General features: G+C 67.5%; 11 protein-coding genes. 4 read left to right on the top strand and 7 right to left on the bottom strand.

Annotated features, from left to right (window positions below; all coding sequences use genetic code 11):
* Positions 1-54: 54 nt before the first annotated feature.
* Positions 55-2046, bottom strand: coding sequence for a TOL_0244 family TonB-dependent receptor (locus tag AC3A35_RS13905; RefSeq protein ID WP_487436726.1), 1992 nt, complete (start codon positions 2044-2046; stop codon positions 55-57).
* A 349-nt stretch (positions 2047-2395) separates the two neighbouring features.
* Here AC3A35_RS13905 and AC3A35_RS13900 point away from each other — a divergent pair, with 349 nt between their 5' ends.
* A complete protein-coding gene (locus tag AC3A35_RS13900) occupies positions 2396-3574 on the top strand; it encodes a DUF1615 domain-containing protein (protein ID WP_487436725.1) in 1179 nt (392 codons plus the stop codon).
* A gap of 98 nt (positions 3575-3672) precedes the next feature.
* Here AC3A35_RS13900 and AC3A35_RS13895 read toward each other — a convergent pair whose 3' ends face one another.
* Complete coding sequence (locus AC3A35_RS13895) at positions 3673-4170, bottom strand: VOC family protein (RefSeq protein WP_487436724.1); 498 nt, start codon at positions 4168-4170, stop codon at positions 3673-3675.
* A 605-nt stretch (positions 4171-4775) separates the two neighbouring features.
* On the opposite strand from AC3A35_RS13895, the gene AC3A35_RS13890 reads away from it, so the two are divergent.
* Positions 4776-5888: a substrate-binding domain-containing protein gene (locus AC3A35_RS13890; RefSeq protein ID WP_487436723.1), complete on the top strand. Its 1113-nt coding sequence runs from the start codon at positions 4776-4778 to the stop codon at positions 5886-5888.
* Complete coding sequence (locus tag AC3A35_RS13885; protein ID WP_487436722.1) at positions 5885-7921, top strand: ATP-binding protein; 2037 nt, start codon at positions 5885-5887, stop codon at positions 7919-7921. Before AC3A35_RS13890 ends, AC3A35_RS13885 begins: the two co-directional genes overlap by 4 nt.
* A 27-nt stretch (positions 7922-7948) precedes the next feature.
* Here the strand turns inward: AC3A35_RS13885 and AC3A35_RS13880 are convergent, their stop codons facing one another.
* The 4 genes from AC3A35_RS13880 to AC3A35_RS13865 form a co-directional block, all read right to left on the bottom strand.
* Entirely contained in the window at positions 7949-8737 is a 789-nt protein-coding gene (locus AC3A35_RS13880; RefSeq protein WP_487436720.1) for an enoyl-CoA hydratase-related protein, read from the bottom strand.
* A gap of 19 nt (positions 8738-8756) precedes the next feature.
* Complete coding sequence (locus AC3A35_RS13875) at positions 8757-10922, bottom strand: acetate--CoA ligase family protein (RefSeq protein ID WP_487436719.1); 2166 nt, start codon at positions 10920-10922, stop codon at positions 8757-8759.
* Between the two features lies 1 nt (position 10923).
* Positions 10924-11706, bottom strand: coding sequence for an enoyl-CoA hydratase/isomerase family protein (locus AC3A35_RS13870; RefSeq protein ID WP_487436718.1), 783 nt, complete (start codon positions 11704-11706; stop codon positions 10924-10926).
* Between the two features lie 89 nt (positions 11707-11795).
* Complete coding sequence (locus AC3A35_RS13865) at positions 11796-12758, bottom strand: MurR/RpiR family transcriptional regulator (protein WP_487436717.1); 963 nt, start codon at positions 12756-12758, stop codon at positions 11796-11798.
* Positions 12759-13087: 329 nt separating this feature from the next.
* On the opposite strand from AC3A35_RS13865, the gene AC3A35_RS13860 reads away from it, so the two are divergent.
* On the top strand, positions 13088-16138 hold the full coding sequence (locus AC3A35_RS13860) for an EAL domain-containing protein (protein ID WP_487436716.1): 3051 nt from the start codon (positions 13088-13090) through the stop codon (positions 16136-16138).
* 60 nt (positions 16139-16198) lie between these two features.
* Here AC3A35_RS13860 and AC3A35_RS13855 read toward each other — a convergent pair whose 3' ends face one another.
* The gene (locus AC3A35_RS13855) at positions 16199-17602 is read right to left on the bottom strand and encodes an aspartate ammonia-lyase (RefSeq protein ID WP_487436715.1); all 1404 of its coding nucleotides are present in this window, start codon (positions 17600-17602) and stop codon (positions 16199-16201) included.
* Positions 17603-17697: the final 95 nt, after the last annotated feature.

Genomic DNA, 17697 nt, shown 5'->3' with positions numbered 1-17697 from the left:
CGCCGCCGCTCCGCGCGCTCGGCACGAACGCCCGCGGACAACGGCGCGCGCCGCTCAGAAGCGCGTCACCACCTTGAAGAACACGCTCCGTCCGACTTCGGTGCGGGTCGCCGGATCGCCAAACTCGGCATGTTCGCTCCCGAACAGGTTGTGGCCGGCGATCGACAGTTCGAGATCGGAGCGCGGTTTCCAGCCCAGACGGACGTCCACCGCCGTATAGGACGGCACCGCGGGATCGGACAGTGCGGCGACGTGGCGCACGGTCGCATCGATTTCGGTCTGGCGCGCAAGATTGAGTGACGAGCGCAGCATCCAGCTGTGTGCCGGATCGCGCCCCTCCTGGGCCACAGAGTCCGCCGTATCGGTACTGCCGGCCTTGAGCCACAGGCGCTCGCGCAGCGTGTTGAATCCGGCGCTCAGCCGCCAGTTGGCGGTCACCTGATAGGAACCCCACATCTCCAGGCCGGTGGACTTACCCTCCATTTCGCTGCCGAACACGAGGAAGGTGCCGCTGGGCGCGATCTCCTGCGTGCGCAGGTGATCGTAGATCGTGTGGAATGCAGTGACCGAATACGAGATCCGCTGGGTGGGCTGGCCGCGGTATCCGAGTTCGTACACCTTGGCCACCTCGGAGCGTACGTCCGACCCGCCGGCAAGAAGGAAGGGCGGGCTCGCCGGCACGAACACGTCGCGGTCGAGCCGCGACGGCGCCCGCACGGTGCGCGACGCCGCGGCCCACAGCAGGTGCTCCGGCGCCACTTTCCAGGCCAGCCGAAGGCTGGGCAGGAATTCGTTGCCGGTGTAGTCGTTGCGCTCCAGGCGTGCCCCCAGGGTCAGGCGCAGATCATCGCGCAGTCGCATTTCGTCCTGCGCGAAGATGCTCGACCAGGTCTGTTCGAGCTTTTCCGGCAGCAAACCGAAAAATGGCCGGGCTGGCGGCCCGAACGCCGTGGTGAGGAAGGTGGCATTCTTCACCCGGTCCCAACCGTGGCGGTACTCGGCGCCCCACACCAGCGCATGCATGCCGATCGGCTGGAGCGCATGCTGGAACTGCAGGTCGACGAGGGTGAGCGTCTCGGAGAACGAAGGCGGAACCTCGCGCTTGGTGCGGTCGACGTAGGCCTGGAAGCTCACGTTCGACTCGCCTTCGAGGCGGCGACTCCAGCGCGCGCTCAGGTTGGCGCCGGAGATCGAGATCGTGCCGAGCGGGAATGCCACGCCGCCAATCTGGATGGTGCCCGGCAGTGGCTGGCCCTGGGAGCCCTCATAGGCGTTGCCGTGCACGGTCAGCGTGTCGTCGCCGCGACCCCAGTCGGAGCGGAATCCGGCCTGGCTCTTGTGCCACGCATCATCCCTGCGACCGCCGTCCTCGGTCCGGGTGCTGAAGCGGTCGAAGTACTTGGCGTACACCCGGTAGTGGCCGTCATCGCCGAATTTCCCGCCATGACGCACGGCGACATCGTTGTCGCGGTTGCCCGTTCCCGCCGCGACCAGGGTACCCTGAGTATCGGCGGCGGCACGGGTGATGACGTTGATGACTCCATTGACTGCATTGACGCCCCACAAGGTCCCGCCCGGCCCGCTGATCACCTCGATGCGTTCGACGTCTTCGAGCACCACGTCCTGGACATCCCAGAACACCCCGGAGAACAGCGGAGAATAGACGGATCGGCCGTTGATCAGCACCAGGAGCTTGTTCGCCGCGTTGTTGTTGAACCCGCGCGCACTGATCGCGTAGCCGGCGGCGCTGGTCTGCGCGACGTGCAGGTTGGGCGCGAGTCGAAGCACCTCGGGCAGGCTCCTCGCCCCCGAGTGACGGATGTCGTCCGCGGTAATGACGAAGACCGATGCGGCGGCGTCGGAGAGGCGCTCGGCGCGCTTGGAGACCGAGGTGATCTCGATGTTGCTCAGTTCTTCGAGGCTGAGTTCGGCAAGGCTGGCGGGAGACACATGCTGTGTCGCCCCGGCGCCGGATTGAAAGACCAGCACGCAGGCCGACGACAGCCAGCATGCACGGAAGCGAGTCGATATTTTCCATTGAATCATGGTCGCGTCTCCCCTTCCCTATCCGCACGATTCCAGGATCCGGGTATTCATTCTCCCTCTCCCCGGCAATGGTGGCGCGCAAGCACCATGACAGCGGCAAATCCTAACGCCATGGGGACGCGAGTTCAAGTTACAAACGGAAACCATTCCACATTTATTGGCCGCGATCGCGGATCGGCCGCCCCATGCCCGGGCGCAAGGGCCCGGCCCGCCTTCCCGGGCGCCCATCGTCGCCCGGCCCGACCGCCGGGCGTCGCCGACGGTGGATCGACCTGTTCGCGTGCGAGGCCACCCCGTCGCCCCGTTTTGCCGCTACAGTCCGCCGCCTCCGTCCTGGCCTCGCCATTGCATGTCCCCATCACCCGAATCATCCGTTTCACCATCGTTTCCGCGCCGCCCCCGGGTCCTCCTTGCGGCCCTGGGCCTGGGCCTGGCCCTGCTCGCCGGCTGCGCCAGCGACGTGCGCCTGCCCGAGCCGGTGCCACCACGACCTGCCGATGTGCGGGCCCAGATCGTGCGCCTGTTGCCCGCCAGCACATCGGATCGCGCGGGCTGGGCGGTCGATATCTACGCCGCGTTTGCCGCGCTCGAGATTGCGCCGAACCTGTCGAACCTGTGCGCGGTGCTGGCCGTGACCGAACAGGAATCGACTTTCCGCGCCGATCCGCCGGTGGCCAACCTGCCCCGCATCGCGTGGAACGAGATCGATAGCCGGGCCGAACGTCTCGGGCTGCCCAAGTCGGTGGTGCGCGTTGCGCTGCAGTTGTCCTCGCCCAATGGAAAGCGCTACAGCGATCGCATCGACGCGGTCCGCACCGAGAAGGAGTTGAGCGCGATCTTCGAGGACTTCATCGGCATGGTACCGATGGGACAGCGCCTGTTCGGCGACATGAATCCGGTCCGTACCGGTGGCGCCATGCAGGTGAGCATCGCCTTTGCCGAGCAGCATGCGCGCGCGCGCGGCTACCCCTACGTGATGAACGGCAGCGTCCGCCACGAGGTGTTCAGCCGCCGCGGCGGCATGTACTTCGGCATCGCCCACCTGCTCGACTACCCGGCGGCCTACGACCGCCCCCTGTACCGCTTCGCCGACTTCAACGCCGGGCGCTACGCCAGCCGCAATGCCGCCTTCCAGCGCGCGGCCAGCCTCGCGTCGGGCATTCCGCTCGAGCTCGATGGCGACCTGATCCGCCACGGCGACAACGATGCCCAACGCCCGGGCAGCACCGAACTTGCGGTGCGCTCGATCGGCAAATCCATCGACATGGACCACCGCGCCATCCGCCGCGCGCTCGAACAGGGCGAGCGCGCGGAGTTCGAGCGCAGCGCGCTATACCAGCGGGTGTTCGCACTGGCCGAGAAGTTCGAGCGTCGCCCGCTGCCACGCGCGGTGGTGCCGCAGATCGCATTGAAGGGCCCCAAGATCCAGCGCAAGCTCACCACCGAGTGGTTCGCCAAGCGCGTGGACGAGCGCTATCGCAAGTGCGTCGCGCGCGGAACGGCGACGTCGGAGCCGGCCGGCATGTGACGAGTCGGGGCGCGGCCGTGCCGTATCGGCAACCCGTGCGGTCGCTCCCGCCGGTGCATCAGGGGCTGTGCCCCGGCGCCCGGCACGCGTGCCCGGCCTCATCCCGCGGACGCCCGCTTCAGTCCGGCGATGTCGATCTTCTTCATCTGCAGCATCGCCGCCATCACGCGCTGCGAGCTGTCGTAGTCGGGGTCGTTGATCAGCTCGATCAGCGCGCGCGGAACGATCTGCCACGACACCCCGTACTTGTCGGCGAGCCAGCCGCACTGCTGGGCCTGCTCGGCACCGCCGGCGGACAACCGGTCCCAGTAGTGATCCACTTCTTCCTGAGTCTCACAATTGACCTGGAACGAGATCGCCTCGTTGAACTTGAACATCGGCCCGCCGTTGAGCGCGGTAAACGCCTGGCCGTCGAGCTCGAAGGCGACCGTCATCACCGATCCCTTCGGCTTGCCGTGGAACTCGTATCCGGCTTCGCCGTAGCGCGAGATGGCCACGATCCGCGAGTTGCTGAAAATCCCGATGTAGAACGTCGCCGCCTCTTCGGCCTGGTCGTCGAACCACAGACAGGGGGCGATCCGCTGCGTGAGCTTCATGGTGCGTCTCCTCGGTGCTGGTCACGGCCGGGGGTGGCCGTGGGTTAACCGTAGACGTCCGGCGGCCGCGTGGATCGACACGCCACGCCGCGACCGCCATGAGCATTGCAGCCGTGCTGCAGTGCCTGGCCGATGCGTTCGAGTTCGTCGGCCACGTCCGATGCCCGAAGTGATCCGGTCGGCGAGCGAGATCGCGCCGACGGTCTCGTTCGAGCTGCCGACCCCGAGCGACGCCCCAGTGGATGCGCGACCTGATCCACGGTACCGCCCGCTCCCTCGGCCGCTGACCTCGGCGCAGGGCCCGCAGCGGCGCGGGCCGCCCCTGGGACATGCGGACACGGCTGCGCGCCAAGCCGTGCTGGCGCAGCGGCGCGCGGGCGAGAACCGCCGTCATCCCTTTTGCGGCGCCCTGCGGGCATACGCCCTTAGTAGTACCCTACGGCGCGCTGACAATACGTCCTTGGTCGTATCGTATGCAACACTGTTCATACTTCTTCCGATGACTGCCGCGACGACGACGGAGGATAATCGATGAAAACAAACAAGCTGAATGGCCACCTACAGGAGAAGGCAATATGACTCGGCAGCGCTCCATTGGAGTCCGGATGACGGCATGGCTGTGCACGATCGCCGCCGTGCTCGGATCGGTCGCGGTGATGGCGCAGCCTGCGATGGTCGAGGCCGGCATGGCGCTGCCCCGGATCGAAATGCAGCGTCGCGTCGAGGCGGCGAGCGCCCCCGCCCCGCGCTGGCAGGGCCCCGAGTCCGGTCCGCAGGGACAGACCGGAAAATCGGTCGCGATCGTCAGCGAGGATCTGCGCAACGGTGGCGTCCTCGGCGTCGCGCAGGGCATTCATGAAGCGGCCAAGGTGATGAACTGGAGCGTCAGGGTGTTCGACGCCGGTGGCAGCGCCGCGGGACGGAGCAAGGCCGCGGCCGATGCCCTGGCGTCCCGTCCGGACGGGCTGATCCTGGTCGGCGTCGATGCCGCCGAAATGCAGCCGCACCTGACCCCCTTCGCCGAACGGGGAATCCCGATCGTCGGCTGGCACGTCGGCCCCGAGGCCGGCCCGGTCCGCGACAGCGCAGTGGCGATGAACGTTTCGACCGATCCGCTGGAAGTCGCGCGGATCACCGCCATGGCTGCGGTCATCGCTTCTGGCGGGCGGGCCGGGGTGGTGATCCTCACCGACTCCAATTTCGCCATCGCCATGGCCAAGGCCAATGCCATGGCGGAGGTGATTCGCGCCTGCACCGGGTGCACGCTGCTCGAGATCCGCGATGTGGCGATCTCCGCAAGTGCACAGCTCATGCCGGCAGTGACCCGGGAACTGCTCGCCGGTCACGGGGCGCGCTTGACCCATGTGCTCGCCATCAACGATATCTACTTCGACTACGCGGTACCGGAGCTGATCAAGGCCGGGCAGGCGAACAGCAGCGTCAGCCTGTTGTCGGCGGGCGATGGCAGCGCGGCCGCATTCATGCGCATCCAGACCGGGACCTTCCAGACCGGCACCGTCGCCGAGCCGCTCAACCTGCACGGCTGGCAGCTCGTCGATGAGCTCAATCGCCTGCTGGCGCGACAGCCGGTGAGCGGCCATGTGGTCCCGGTTCACCTGGTGACGACGGAGAACATCGCCTTCGACGGGGGCGCACGCTTCCAGTACGACCCCGACAATGCCTATCGGGATGTTTATCGACGCATATGGAAGCGATGACACGCGTGGACACCGCACCGCCGCGCCGTCGCGGCCTGCGGCTGCCGAGATCGTTGCGCCGCCAGTTCATACTCGCGCTGAGCGCCTTGGCACTGCTCATCGTTGCCGGCGCGCTGACCGCCGTGTACGCGCTGCGCCTGTCGGCCGACGCCACCCGCGATCTCGCCGCAGAGCGCCTGGTGCTGATGCACGATGCGCAGGATCTGGTCCAGCGCACGATGCTGATCGCGCATGAATCCGAACAGTTGCTGGCGGCGAACTCGCTCGACAGCGTACGCGGTGACTATGCAAACATCGTCGTTCAGCTCGATGCGCTGGATCGCCTCGTCGAACGGCTGGGCGGAGCGAGCGATGACGTCTCGGTGCTGGCGCTGTACCAGTCGGGCCAGCTCTTCCGCAACACGGCACACATCGTGGCCAGATTGCGGGAAGGCGAGCTGCAGGCACGCGCGACGTTCGCCCGCGCGCTGGAAGCGCGTGCCCGATCCCTGGCGGACAGCGTCGATCCGGCGACGATGGCGCTGGTCATCCTGCTCTATCGCCTGCCCGAAGAAAACCGGCCGGCCGGCGTCGAAGGCCTGCGCGACCAATTCAAGCTGCAGGCGGAAAGAGTGTCCGGCCTGCCGGCGCTGGTCGCCGACGACCTGGATGCGCTCACCACGCGGGCGGCAGAAACCGGCGCCGCCGACCGGTCCGCGCCGGGCGACCCGTTCTCCTTGCGCCTGCACCTTCTCGATCAGCAACAGAAGCTGTCCCACTTTCACGGCGAACTGCGCCGCCAGGCCGTGGCCATGGTCGCCTCGGCCCAGACCCAATCCACCCGCTTCACCGACGACTACCGCGGCGCGATCCTGGAGCTTGCCGAGACCTCGAAAACCAACCAGCGCCTGGTCGTGGCGCTGCTCGCAAGCAGCCTGGTCCTGGCCTGGCTGGTGTCGCGTTTCTTCCTCGGCCGCCAGGTGCTGACCCGCCTGCAGCAGGTCAGCCACTATCTGCGGCACGGGGCCACCGACACCGAACATCCCCGGGTTCCGGTCCAGGGCAGCGACGAGATCGCCGACATGGCGCGTGCGGTCGAGCAGTTTCTGGAGGATCGCCGCCAGCTTGCCGCCGCAAACGTCGCCCTGACGGCCGAGCGGGCACGCCAGGAAGCCCTCATCGTAAAACTCGCCGAAACCCGGAGCCAGTTGCTGCAGGCGGAGAAAATGGCCTCGGTCGGTCAGCTCGCGGCGGGGGTGGCGCATGAGATCAACACCCCGGTCGGCTTCGTGAACTCGAACCTGGGCAGCCTGCAGCGCTATGTCGGCGACCTGCTGCGGGCGCTCTCCGCCTACGAGATCTGCGAAGGCGAACTGTCGGCGGAAACCCGCGCGGGCATTGCCGGCCTGAAGCAGACGATGGACCTCGGCTACCTGAAGGAGGATGTGGTGAGCCTGATCGCCGAGTCGGCGCAGGGCCTGCAGACGGTCAAGCGCATCGTTCAGGACCTCCGGGACTTTGCCCACGTGGATGAGTCCGACAAGCAGCTGGCCAGTCTGGAGCGCGGCCTGGACAGTACGCTCAGCGTGGTCGCCAACGAACTCCGGAACAAGGCCGACGTCGTCCGCGAGTACGCCGGCATTCCGGAGATCGAGTGCATCCCTTCGCAGCTCAACCAGGTGTTCATGAACCTGCTGGTCAACGCTGCGCATGCGATCGAGGACCACGGCCGGATCACCGTCCGCACCGGCATCGAAGGCGAGACCGTATGGATCGAAGTGGAGGACACCGGCAAGGGCATCTCGCCCGAGCACCTCGACCGGATCTTCGACCCCTTCTTCACCACCAAACCGGTCGGCCAGGGGACCGGCCTGGGGCTGTCCCTGTCCTACGGTATCGTCGCCAAACATGGCGGGCGGATCGAGGTCAGGAGCGAGTCCGGCACCGGATCGGTGTTCCGGGTGGTGCTCCCGATCCACCCCGGAGGGCGGCAGGACAGCGGCAGCGCCCACGCCACCGGCGCGCGGCCCGCCGGCGGCGCGGGCCTGCATTAGCGGATCCGGAGCCCTCCCCGCTGCGGCCTAAGCCTCCAGCATGCGCCGCACCGCTTCCAGGTGCTCGGCCTCGTTGTGGCACATGCCCTGGAAGGCGGCGCTCAGGTCGAGGAAGTCTTTCAGTTCCATGCGCTGCGCCATCTTCATCAGCCGCTTGGTCAGGCGCACCGCTTTGGGGGGCTGGGCAGCGAAGCGCGCGGCAAGTTCGCCGGCACGGGTCATCAGTTCGTCCGCGGGCACCACGTCGAGCACGATGCCGAGCTCCTTCGCCTCGGCCGCGGCGACGATGCGCCCGCTCAGGGTCAGCTCGAAGGCGCGCTGGTAGCCGATCAGGCGCTGCATGAACCACGCCCCGCCATCGCCGGGGATGATGCCGAGGTTGAGGAAGGTTTCGCCGAACTTCGCTTTTTCGGAGGCGATGCGGATGTCGGCCATGTTGGCGAGGTCGAAGCCGGCGCCGATCGCCGGACCGTTGACCGCGGCGATGATCGGCACCTCGACCTGCTGCAGCGCCAGCGGAATGCGCTGGATACCGCGGCGGTAGCGGGTGGCGACTTCGGCCACGTCGCCGGCGAAGTCGCCGCCGCGCTCGGCCATGTCCTTGACGTTGCCGCCCGACGAAAACGCCGACCCGGCACCGGTGATGATAAGCACCGAGACGTCGTCGCAGCGGTTGACCCAGTCGGCCACCGCGATGATGTCCTCGATCAGGCCTGTGCCGGTCAGTGCGTTGCGTACGTCGTGGCGGTTGAGGGTCAGGATGGCGACCCGGTGCTCCAGCGTCAGCACGGCGTCGGCGAGTTGCGGCAGGTTCATGGTGCGGTCTCCGGCGGGTTCAGAGGACGGAACGGTTGATGATGACGCGGGCGTCGACCGCGGCATAGCCGTCGGGGTAGGCGATCACCGGGTTGAGATCGAGCTCGGAGAGCTGCGGATAGGCGGTGACGATGCCGGAGACCTTGAGCAGCAGGTCGACCAGCGCATCCTTGTCGATCGGCGGCTCGCCGCGCACGCCCTCGAGGATCCGGCTCGCCTTGACCTGCTCCACCATCGACCGCGCATCGTGGTGCGACAGCGGAATGGCGCGGAAGGCGACGTCCTCGAGGATCTCGACGAAGATTCCGCCGAGGCCGAACATCAGCACGGGGCCGAAGATCGGATCGCGGCTGACGCCGATGATGACCTCGGTGCCCTTCTTCGCCATCGGCGTCACCAGCACGCCACGGATGTCGGCATCCGGCGCATAGGCATGACAGGACGACATAATCCGGTCGTAGGCCTCGCGCAACTCGGCTTCGCCGCGCAGGTTGAGCTTCACCCCGCCGGCATCCGATTTGTGCAGGATGTCTTTCGACACCACCTTCATCGCCAGCGCCTGATCGCCGAACTGAGCCGCCACCGCCGCCAGCTCGTCGGCGTCGCGCACCACCGCTTCCGGCGCAACCTCCACGCCGTGGGCGCGCAGCAGCGCCTTGGCTTCGAACTCGAGCAGGTCGCGGCCCTCGTTCTGCGCGCGCGCGAACATGGCCTGGATCGCTTCCAGCGGCGCATGCGCCGGCGCCAACGGCTGACCGGCATGGCTCTTCAGGTACTCGCCGCGCTCGCCGAGGGCGGCCAGCACGCGCACCGCGTATTCGATCGAGGTGTACACCGGGAGGCCGGCTTCGTGCAGGCGACGCAGGGCGGGCGGCTTGATCGGCGCGTACAGGCTGTACACCACGACCGGCTTGTCGATCCGGTGCGCGAGTTCGATCATCGACTCGGCCCCCCGCATCTCGCCGCCGAGCAGCCCTTCGGCAAAGCGGATGCTGTAACCGCCGAACATGCCGACCAGAAACACGCTGTCCACATTGGGGTCTTCGGCCACGATCTCCATGCACTCGGCGAGCAGCGCCGGATTGGCATCGCTGCTGCCGGCCACGTCCACCGGGTTTGCCAGCGAGGCCTGAGGAAACAGGATCGCGCCGAGCCGGCCCCTGGTCAGTTCGCTGAGCTCGGCCAGCTCCAGCCCGGCCTCGGCGAGCCGGTCCGAGGCGATCGTGGCCTGGCCGCCACCGTCGGAGATCACCGCCACGCGCTTGCCCGCCGCCTTCTGCAGCAGGCCGAGGCCTTCGGCTACCGGCAGGATTTCGTTCGAATGCTGGACCACGCTCACCCCGACCTGGCGCAGCAGATCGACGGTCATCGCATAGCTGCCGGCGAGCGCGCCGGTGTGCGAGCTCGCCGCCTTCTTGCCCTGTTCGGTGGAACCCGACTTGTACACCACCACCGGCTTGAGCGCGGTGATCTCGCGTGCGACCTGCAGGAAGCGCTGGCCGTCGCGGAAGCCTTCCACATACAGGGTGGCGACCCGGGTATGTTCGTCCTCCCCGAGATAGCGCAGGTAGTCGTTGAAGCCGATATCGGTCTGGTTGCCCGGCCCGACATAGGTCGAAAATCCCACGTGCCCGTTGTGCTCGGCCTCCAGCACCAGGGACAACAGCATGTTGCCCGACTGCGAAATGAACCCCACGTCGCCCGCCTTGATGTTGGCGAGCGCCAGCAGGTTCACCTTCTTGTGCAGGTTGAACATGCCCGAGGTGTTGGGGCCGATCACGCGCACGCCCCCGGCGCGGGCCGCATCGAGCACCTGCTGCTCGAGCTTCGCCCCCTCCGGCCCGGTTTCCTTGAAACCGCTGGCGAGCACGATCGCGCCCTTCGCCCCCTTGCGCCCGCATTCGGTGAGCAGCCCGGGCACGGTGGCCGCCGGGGTGCAGATCAGGACCAGATCGACCGGCCCCGGCAAGGCATCGATCGACGGCCAGGTCTTCACCCCCAGCACCATGTCGATCTTCGGATTGATCGGATAGATCGCGCCGCGGTAGCCGTCCTTGATCAGGCCGACCATGGCCTTGTAGCCGCGCTTGGTCGGATCGGCGGACGCGCCGATGATGGCAATCGACTCCGGCGCGAGGATGTCGTGCAGCGGGCTGCGCTTGCAGGCGTGTTCGATGCTGTCCATGTCATTCCCCCCTGAATACCGGATCGCGCTTCTCGGCAAAGGCGTCGACACCCTCCTGCCAGTCGCGGGTGGTACCGACGAACATCATGCCTTCGAGTTCGGCGGTGAGTGCGGCGTCCAGCGTGCGCTCGGCCGCCATGTTGAGTTGTTCCTTGGCGAGTTGCATCGAGAACGGCGCCTTGCCCGCGATCTTGCGCGCAAATGCGCGCGCCGCGTCCAGAAACCCGTCGTCGGCAAAGACCCGGTTCGCCAGCCCGATGCGCACCGCCTCGGCGCCGTCGATGCGCTCGCCCAGGAAAACCAGTTCGCGCGCCTTGGCCAGGCCCACCAGGCGCGGCAGCAAGTAGGTCACCCCGCCACCGAGGAAGTTGCCGATGCTGATCTCGGGCAGGCCGATCTGCGCGCTTGCGGCCATCACCACGAAGTCCGAGGCGATCGCCATCTCGGCGCCGGCGCCCAGCGCATAGCCGTTCACCGCGGCGATCACCGGCTTGCCGAGCAGCAGCAGGCGCTTGCATACGACTTGCTCGCCCTGCAGATACTGGCGGCGGTCGAACGCGCTGCGGCCGGCCTTGTGTTCCTTGAGGTCGGCCCCGGCGCAGAAGGCGCGCCCTTCGCCGGTGAGCAGCACCACCCGCACCAGCGGATCGGCCTCGGCGCGGTCGAGCGCGGCATCGAGTTCGGAATAGAACTGTGCAGTCACCGCGTTCATGCGGTGCGGGCGATTGAAGCGGATCTCGGCGATGCCGTCGGTGAGGCTGAACAGGATGGTTTCGTAGGGCATGATTTTGGTGGCCTCGGATCAGTGTCGATGGGGAAGGTCGGGCGGGCCGCGAGCTTGCAGGACCGCACGGCCCTCGCGGTCGTTCGGGGTCAGCGGATCTGGATGGTGAGTTCCTCGATGAAGCGTTCCTGGCGTGCCAGCGCCTGCAGCGCCCGGGTGCCGAGTTTGCGCGCGACGAGGTTCACCAGCCCCTCGCAGAAGACCACGTAGGCAGCCATGCTGTTGCTGATGAAACTGCTGTCGTGGGGAACGAAGAAGGCCTCGCTCGCGTGGGCCGCCAGCGGTGATGCGCGCGAGTCGGTGATCGCCATCACCGGGATACCGGCCGCCGCCGCGACCCTCGCCACCTCGACCACCTGCCGGCTGTACGGTGCCGCGCTGATCACCACCAGCACGTCACCGCGATCGAGTTGCGCGAGCGGCGGCGCCACCCCCTGACCGGGGCCGTCGAGCAGACCGACGTCGGCACGGATCAGCCCGAGGCCGTAGGCGAGCAGGCTCGCGACCGAGTGCATCTGCCGCACCGCGTGCACCCGGATCCGGCGCGCGCGCGCCAGCCGCCGTGCCGCCGCGGTGAGCTCCGCCTCGCCCAGCTGACCCAGAAAGCCGTCGATGTTGCGCACCGATTCGCGCGCCAGCCGGGCAACCACACCAATGGCTGCGGCCGTCTCGCCGCTCGCTTCGCCGCCGAGCAGACGCTCGCCCTGCTCGCTGTAGAAGCGCTGGTGGGCCTGGGTCACGCTGTTGCGGAACACGCGCTGGAAATGGACAAAGCTGTCGTAACCCAGGCTGCGCGCGAGCCGTGACAGGGTCGAGGCATTGACTCCCAGCCCGGCGGCAAGCTCGGTGATGCTGCGCATCGCCACCTCTTCCGGACGCTCCACCAGACGGGCGAGCACGTTGAGCGCCTTGGCCCCGAGCACGACGGCCGTCTCGCCACGGCCGATGCGCACCACGAGTTCGCGCAGCCCCTCCACGGTGTCGGGCGCCCGTGCCCCTGCCGCCACGGACGCCGCCGCCCTGCGCGCCTTCTCCACCTCGCCGACCACCATCCTGACCTCCCGCCCGAAGGAACGGAGTTTCCTGCAAGTGGACTTGCACAATCGACCATTCACGCAATCATAGTTGCACCGCCGGCATTGCCGCAAGTCATGTTGCGCACATGCCACTGTCCCCGTTCAGTGCAAGATGCGCGGCAATCGCGACGCGCGGGAGCAGGCAATCGACATCGACCGCGTCCTTGTTCACGGTCGCCCACGCCTGCGCGCGGTACATTGCCTGCGGCCCGGTGCCAGCCGCCAAGCAGCGTAGAATCGCAGCCGGCGGATCCGCGCGGCGGCTGTCCAGCGAATGATCAACACAGAAACGAAGAGCCTGGCCCGTGAGCACTGTCGCGCACCTGAAGTATTCCGACCTCGTCGACATCCCCAAACTGCAGGCGCTGATGGAGAGCTTCAGCGCGGTCATCGGCATCGCCAACGCGGTCATCGACACCGAGGGTACCGTCATCGTCCATGCGGGCTGGCAGGACGCCTGCACCGACTTCCACCGGGTGAATCCGGAAAGCTGCCGGCGCTGCATCGACAGCGACACTTCATTGGTCGAGAGCATGACGCTCGGGACGCAGTTCGCGACCTACCGTTGCCACAACGGCCTGATCGACACCGCGGCCCGGATCGTGGTCGATGGCGAACATCTGGCGAACGTGTTCACCGGCCAGTTCCTCACCGCCCCGCCCGATCTCGAGTTCTTCCGCGGCCAGGCCCGGCAGTTCGGCTTCGACGAGCAGCGCTACCTGGCGGCCGTCTCCCGGCTTCCGGTACTGCCCCAGGAACGGGTGGAAGCGGTCACCCGGCTCTATGCGCAACTTGCCGCCATGCTGGCCGACAGCGGCCTGGACCGGCGCCGGCAGCTGGAAGCGGCGAACAAGCTGGTCGACCTCAATACCGGGCTGGAGAGCGCGGTCGCAGCGCGCACCCGGGCACTCGCCCGCGCGAACCAGGAACTCGCCGCACGGGAGACCCTGCTCAGGCAGATCCTCGACACCTCCAGCGTGGCAATCTTCGTCGTCGACCTGGACGGACGCATCACCCGGGCCAACCAGCGCATGGCCGAAATGTTCGGCTGTCCGCCCGATGCGCTGGTGGGCGCCGAATACGTCGCGCTCATCCATCCCGCCGAACGCGAGGTCGGGCGCCAGAAGATGCTCGCCCTGCTGGCGAGCGCGATCCCGTCGGTCGATCTGGACCGGCTGTACTGGCGTGCCGACCGCACCGAGTTCTGGGGGCACCTGACCGGCCAGCGTTTCCACGACACCAACGGTGTCGACCTCGGTCTGGTCGGCGTAATCGCGGACATCGACGCCCGCAAGCAGGCCGAACAGAAACTCGAACTCGCCGCCAGCGTGTTCAGCCATGCCCGCGAAGGGATCATGATCACGGCCGCCGACGGCAGCATCATCGACGTGAACGACGCCTTCACCCGCATCACCGGCTACGCCCGCGACGAAGTTCTGGGTCGCGACCCGCGCCTGCTCGCATCCGGCCGTCACGACCACAGCTTCTTCAGCGCGATGTGGGACGCGCTGATCGGCCAGGGTCACTGGCACGGCGAAGTCTGGAACCGGCGCCGCAGCGGCGAGGAGTACGTGCAGCTGCAGACCATCAGCGCGGTGCGCGATGCACGGGGGAAGGCCAGCCAGTACGTCACCCTGTTCTCCGACATCTCCACCATCAAGGCCCACGAACGTGAGCTCGAGCGCAGCGCCCACTACGATGTGCTGACCGGCCTGCCCAACCGGGTGCTGCTCGCCGACCGCCTGCACCAGTCGATGGCACAGGCGCACCGACGCGGACAGCGCCTGGCAGTGGCCTATCTCGACCTCGACGGTTTCAAGGCGATCAACGATCGCCACGGACACGACACCGGCGACCAGCTGCTGATCGCCCTTGCCGCAAGCATGAAACTGGCCCTGCGCGAGGGCGACACCCTCGCCCGCCTGGGCGGCGACGAATTCGTCGCCGTGCTCGTGGACCTGCCAGACGCCGCCGCGGTGGAACCGCTGCTCGCGCGCCTGCTTGCCGCCGTCGACCTGGCGGTGGCGGTCGGGGAGCTGGAACTACGGGTCTCGGCCAGTCTCGGCATGACCGTCTATCCGCAGGACGACGAGGTCGATGCCGATCAGCTGCTGCGCCAGGCCGACCAGGCCATGTACCAGGCAAAGCTCGCCGGCAAGAATCGCTACCATGTGTTCGACGCCGAGCAGGATCGCAACGTCCGCGGCCACCACGAAAGCGTCGAGCGCATCCGCCACGCCCTGAGCGACGGCGAGTTCGTGCTGCACTACCAGCCCAAGGTAAACATGCGTACCGGCGCGGTGATCGGTACCGAAGCCCTGATCCGGTGGCAGCATCCGGAGCGCGGGCTGCTGCCGCCGGCGGCCTTCCTGCCGGTGATCGAGGATCATCCGTTGGCGATTGCCGTGGGCGAGTGGGTGATCGCCAGCGCGCTCACGCAGATGGAAGCGTGGCAGCGCGCCGGCGTGCACCTCCCGGTCAGCGTCAATGTCGGCGCACGCCAGTTGCAGCAGGCCAACTTCGTCGAGCGCCTGCGCGCACTGCTGGCGGAGCATCCGGCGGTCGATCCGGCGAACCTCGAACTGGAAGTGCTGGAAACCAGCGCCCTCGAAGACATGACCCAGGCTTCGCTGGTGATCGCGGCCTGCCACCGGATCGGGGTCCGATTCGCCCTCGACGACTTCGGCACCGGCTATTCATCGCTGACCTACCTGAAACAACTGCCGGTCGCCATGCTCAAGATCGACCGCAGCTTCGTGCGCGACATGCTCGACGACCCCGATGACCTGGCCATCCTCGAAGGCGTGCTCGGACTGGCCACCGCCTTCCGCCGCCAGGTCATCGCCGAAGGCGTCGAGACCCTCGCCCACGGCCGCCTGCTGTTGCAACTGGGCTGCGAACTGGCTCAGGGTTTCGGCATCGCCCGGCCCATGCCGGCACACGAACTCCCCGCGTGGGCGGCGGCGTGGCGTCCCGATCCGGCGTGGGTCAACCTGCCCGCGGTGAGCCGCGACGATCTGCCGCTGCTCTTTGCCGGCGTCGAGCATCGCGCGTGGATCGCGACGGTGGAGAACTGCCTGAGCGGCGAGTGCCAGGCGCCGCCATCCATCGAGCACCAGCAGTGCCGCCTGAGCGTGTGGCTGGCCGGCGAAGGCGCGGCCCGCCACGACGTGCAGCCCGTGCTCCACAACATCGCGAACCTGCATCGGCAGGTGCACGCGCTGGTGGCGGAACTGCTGGCGAGCCAGGCCCGGGGCCGCAACGCCGAGGCGCGGGAAGGACTGGGCGAACTCCACGCGCTGGGCGCGGCCCTGCTCGAACACCTGAACGCGGTGGCCACCCGCCGCCGCCAGTAGGCGACGGGAGCGGCCGCTTACGGTGGCACAGGCCCCGCCCGGGTCCGGCCACCCGTTCGCTCAGAGCGCCCGCGGCGCGGTCAGGACCTCGGGGCGCAGGGCCTCATTGAGCGCCGCCTGGCTCATCAACCCCTTTTCCAGCACCAGTTCGGCCACGCTGCGTCCGCTGCGCAGCGCTTCGCGCGCGGCCCAGGTGGCGTTCTCGTAACCGATGTGCGGATTGAGCGCGGTGGCCAGGCCGGCCGAGCAGCGGACCCGTTCGGCGAGCAGTTCGCGGTTGGCGGTGATGCCCTTCACGCAGTTCTCGGTCAGGGTCCGGCAACCCGCGGCCAGATGCTCGATACTCTTGAACAGCGAGTGACCCATGATCGGCTCGAACGCGTTCAACTGGAGCTGCCCGCCCTCGGAGGCCATGGTGATGGTCACATCGTTGCCGATGACTTCGAACGCGATCTGGTTAACCACTTCGGGGATGATCGGGTTGACCTTGCCCGGCATGATCGAGGAGCCGGCCGCGCGCTCGGGCAGGTTGATCTCGTTGAGGCCGCCCTGCGGCCCGCTCGACAGCAGGCGCAGGTCGTTGCAGACCTTGGACAGCTTGCACGCAATGCGCTTGAGCACGCCCGAGAGCTGGACGAAGGAGCCGGTGTCCTGGGTCGCCTCGATCAGGTTGTGGGCGGGGATCAGCCTGACGCCGGAGAACTCCGACAGCAGCTCGGTGGCCAGCCGCGCGTAGCGGATGTCGGTATTGATCCCGGTGCCGATCGCGGTGGCGCCGAGGTTGATCTCCTGGATCAGCGCGGTGGCCTCCTGCAGGCGCGCGATGTCCTCGCCCATCATCACCGCATAGGTCATGAATTCCTGACCCAGGGTCATCGGCACCGCGTCCTGCAACTGGGTACGGCCCATTTTGAGCACGTCGGAGAATTCGGCGGCCTTGGCTTCGAATGCGGCCTGCAGCCCGTGCATCGCCTCGAGCAGGATCTGGATGCCGAACACGATCGCCAGCTTCAGCGTGGTCGGATAGACATCGTTGGTGCTCTGCGCCATGTTGACATGATTGAGCGGACTCAGGGCCTTGTAATCGCCCTTGGGCAGACCGAGCTTTTCGAGCGCGAGGTTGGCGATGACCTCGTTGGCGTTCATGTTGGTCGAGGTCCCCGCCCCGCCCTGAATGACGTCCACCGCGAACTGGTCGTGGAGCTGTCCCGCCTCGATGTCGACGCACGCGGCGGCGATGGCATCGGCACGCCGCGTGTCCAGATGGCCGAGCTGCTCGTTGGCGCGTGCAGCGGCGCGCTTGACCAGCGCGATGGCGCGGATGAGTTCGGGATAGCTGCCGATCGTGCGCCCGCTGATCGGGAAGTTCTCGATTGCGCGCAGGGTATGGATGCCCCAGTAGGCGTCGGCGGGGACTTCGCGGTCGCCGAGGAGGTCGTGTTCGATGCGGAGGGTAGCGTTCATGGTCGTGAGGTCCGGTTGGGTGACGGAAGCATTCTGCCCAAGGACCGGCGTCCACTTGATGCTGTTTGCGAATCGTCTATGCATCCCGCGCATGA

The organism is Azoarcus sp. Soil_N_20, from assembly GCF_057656155.1.
The sequence above is the reverse complement of the archived record's forward strand: the minus strand, read 5'-3'. Positions and strand labels throughout refer to the sequence as shown.